The sequence below is a fragment of the Heyndrickxia sporothermodurans genome, assembly GCF_003055045.1.
In the GTDB taxonomy this organism is placed as follows: domain Bacteria; phylum Bacillota; class Bacilli; order Bacillales; family Bacillaceae_C; genus Heyndrickxia; species Heyndrickxia sporothermodurans.
Genome location: NZ_NAZB01000074.1, coordinates 1 through 2,995, shown reverse-complemented (window position 1 = coordinate 2,995; position 2,995 = coordinate 1). Strand labels below are relative to the sequence as shown.

Sequence of the window (2,995 nt, the reverse complement as noted above, 5' to 3'; positions counted from 1 at the left end):
TATTTCGTGCTTTTTCATATCGGATTTTAATTCAATGACGTGTTCTCTTCGCCAATCCAATGGACAATTGAAGTGAAAATATACTTCATTGGATAGCAATGTGTGTTCTATAAGAGCATTCCGTTTCACTTCTTTTGTAGACCCAATAAATTCGCGTCCATCTTTATTCAAGTAAAGTACCTTTTCTTTATTGAAAAATGTTGTGTGAATGAATGGTTCAAGTTGCTTAACAATCCTACAAGCATTGCGATAACTTTTTAAATCATGCTTTCGTCTTAATTGTTTGATTGTCACCATGCCAAGTTGGTCCATTGTCATTAACAGACTTTCTATCCTGGCCTGAGTTGATAACAGCATCTTGCTCTTCCTCCAATCTCTTGAACATATACTTATCATCAATGTATGGGACCTGTATAGTTCGGTTTTTTTCAATCTTATATATCGCTCTACCAGGAATAGATGGAAGGTCCTCTGCTCCAATATCATCAAGAATCACTCGACTAGCAATTTGTGCTGCAGCTATAAACGATAATCGGGCCACAATATTCATTTTTACCTGCATAGGGACCGCCTCTTTAGTCGGATATTGGGTACAAAAGATAAGTCTATATCCTAATGCTCCACCAATACGAGCAATTTCTGATAGAGCTGACTGACAATATTTCGCATATTTTTTAGCTTCACCTGTAACAATATCTGGGGACAGTTCTGCTCCTTCGTCCACAATTATAAATGTTCGTTTTCTAATAGGAGTGTCAACAATATTGGTGTATTGCTTTGATTTCATAAACTTTTGACGCTGTTTCAAATCCTCGAGTATTGTGGAAAGCAATTCTGTGGATTCGTACAAATCACTGGCTACGTCCTCTACTTGTGGAATGCCAAGATAATGACCAAATTCCATGCCGCCTTTTAGATCAAGAATATAAAAATCTACATTTTTCATTTGATTCATAAGCAGAGAATAAAACATTTCTTTAATTAAAACGGTTTTACCAAAACGTGTTACTCCTCCAACAAGCATATGAGGATATTTATCAAAGTCATGATAAAGGATTCCTTCATGATTCTTTCCTATCGGTACTTCCCATTTATTTTGTGTAAGGAGATCATCTGTAAATGACCATTTTTCAGGCAACTGACTTTTATATACTTTGATTTTCAACAGTCCATCATATTCAAACTCAATGTCCTTATTTAAGCCATCCACAATAGCTGTTTTTATGCTTTCAAATGCTTCCGAAGGTATTCCTAAGGGTAAGGTGTATAAATAGGTAGTATACTGCTCATTCTCATATTTCTTGTGCAACTTTGGATATAAAAATGTATCATCCTTTTTAATTCCCACTCTTCTATTTTCAAATATTGTTTGGATTTTCTTTTCATCACTCATTGCTTTCTTTGGTATGAGTGCAGCTCCAGTAATAATTGCAGGAAGTGCTAACCATTCTAACATTTAAACCACCCCACCATAATTTTTCAATAATTTTATTTTCGATTTCTTTATAACTATCAACCTCACAAGCATCGAATTTATACAAGTGATCCAAGATGGATTCATATTCCTCTTTGTTCTTACACTCATCAAAGAGATTGTTCAAATGGCTTGATGAAAATAAAAAGGGTTCGTTTAATTCTTCAAAATGATTTCTTCTTAATCTGTCTTTATTCCATTTGCTATCAGCTACGTTTTGAAACATTGTCCTTAACACACCATTCACAGACATGTTCATTCCCCTTCTCATTGAAGTCTTCATTGAATAATTCACTCGATGTATTGTTCATTGAAGTATGCACAGTTAGATTATTAAAAGTTTAAGGCTAATATCATGTTGTTCATTGTAAGTCCGACATATATACATATACCTAAATAAATAGTTTGCTAACTTCTTTCATCAAGTAGAAAATTCCTCCGTACTTTATTACCTCCATCACAATAGTAAGAACCGAATCATTAATTGCAATCCCTGATTTATCAAGTAATGCTACACCTACTAAACTTCCACCGACAGCACCTACAGACACTATTCCAAAAGTAAAAGGGTCCATATACTATCACTCTCCCTTCTTTGTATAGTTCATTGTATGGTCACTAGCCTAGAAACTTGCCTGTCTTTCAAAATTAAATTTCGATTTTTTTTAACTTATATTTTGAAAGGATTTTACAAGAATTTGAAGAATACAGTTATAGAGGTGTTGGACATGAAAGTTAATATTGAAACATATATTAAAAATAGTGGATTGAGAAAAGGTTATATAGCTGATAAACTCAAAATATCATCAACTCAGTTGTCCAATGTAATTGCTGGTCGTTCATTTCTTCGTACTAAAAAATTGTTTAAATTAGCTAAATTGATAAATGCGAAGGTTGACGATCTATACGAATGGTCTGATGAGGAACTTGAAGAATAGTATTAAGGGGGGTGACAACATGATTCGAGCAGCAGAGTTTACTTTATCATTAATTGCTGTAATATTTCTTACGATAGCTTGGATTATCGGTGGTATTATTACGTTTTTTCTAGGACAAACACCTGTTACAGATCAGGTAAGTGGTTTTTGGTTTTTTTATTTCTTTATTTATTCTCTTTTGTCTATTCCATTATTAGTTTTACTATGGGTTTCTACATTTAAAATAAAAGAAGATAATCAAAAGTGGGGAATTTTCACTCTTGTAATGGGGGTCATTTATACTTTTTCAGTATATTTCATACCAGGTGTCCTATTGTTTATTTCAGGAATATTAATGGTTACAAGAAATCAAAATAAAAGTCCATCTATATAAAAAAATAACCGTCCTTATGGGCGGTTTTAGTCTATGGAGGGATATTTGTGAATACTATCGATTACTTAAATTTAAAGCAAGATTGCGGATTAACCCCCGAATTTTGGACAGTATTTCTCTTAATCTCACTTTATCTTAAAACTACATTCTTTTTCGTTTCCTTTTGTCCTTTTGAGATCATAGCCATTGCTTCCATTCCTTCAAGGGTAA

At 33.3% G+C, this 2,995-nt stretch carries 5 protein-coding genes and 1 pseudogene; 2 read left to right on the top strand and 4 right to left on the bottom strand.

Features of this window, described 5'->3' with window-relative positions; genetic code table 11:
• The 4 genes and pseudogenes from B5V89_RS19975 to B5V89_RS18805 all read right to left on the bottom strand — a co-directional run.
• A pseudogene (locus B5V89_RS19975) lies at nt 1-318 on the bottom strand (replication-relaxation family protein); the annotation flags it as partial.
• Nucleotides 263-1,456: an FtsK/SpoIIIE domain-containing protein gene (locus B5V89_RS18810; protein ID WP_108073492.1), complete on the bottom strand. Its 1,194-nt coding sequence runs from the start codon at nt 1,454-1,456 to the stop codon at nt 263-265. The gene B5V89_RS18810 and the pseudogene B5V89_RS19975, both read right to left, overlap by 56 nt.
• The gene (locus tag B5V89_RS19970) at nt 1,386-1,727 is read right to left on the bottom strand and encodes a hypothetical protein (RefSeq protein ID WP_142406546.1); all 342 of its coding nucleotides are present in this window, start codon (nt 1,725-1,727) and stop codon (nt 1,386-1,388) included. Before B5V89_RS19970 ends, B5V89_RS18810 begins: the two co-directional genes overlap by 71 nt.
• Before the next feature lie 139 nt (nt 1,728-1,866).
• Nucleotides 1,867-2,049, bottom strand: a complete 183-nt coding sequence (locus B5V89_RS18805) for a hypothetical protein (RefSeq protein ID WP_108073490.1) — start codon at nt 2,047-2,049, stop codon at nt 1,867-1,869.
• Between the two features lie 123 nt (nt 2,050-2,172).
• Here B5V89_RS18805 and B5V89_RS18800 point away from each other — a divergent pair, with 123 nt between their 5' ends.
• Nucleotides 2,173-2,412, top strand: a complete 240-nt coding sequence (locus tag B5V89_RS18800) for a helix-turn-helix domain-containing protein (protein ID WP_244913543.1) — start codon at nt 2,173-2,175, stop codon at nt 2,410-2,412.
• Between the two features lie 19 nt (nt 2,413-2,431).
• Nucleotides 2,432-2,785, top strand: coding sequence for a DUF4064 domain-containing protein (locus tag B5V89_RS18795; protein ID WP_108073486.1), 354 nt, complete (start codon nt 2,432-2,434; stop codon nt 2,783-2,785).
• Nucleotides 2,786-2,995: the final 210 nt, after the last annotated feature.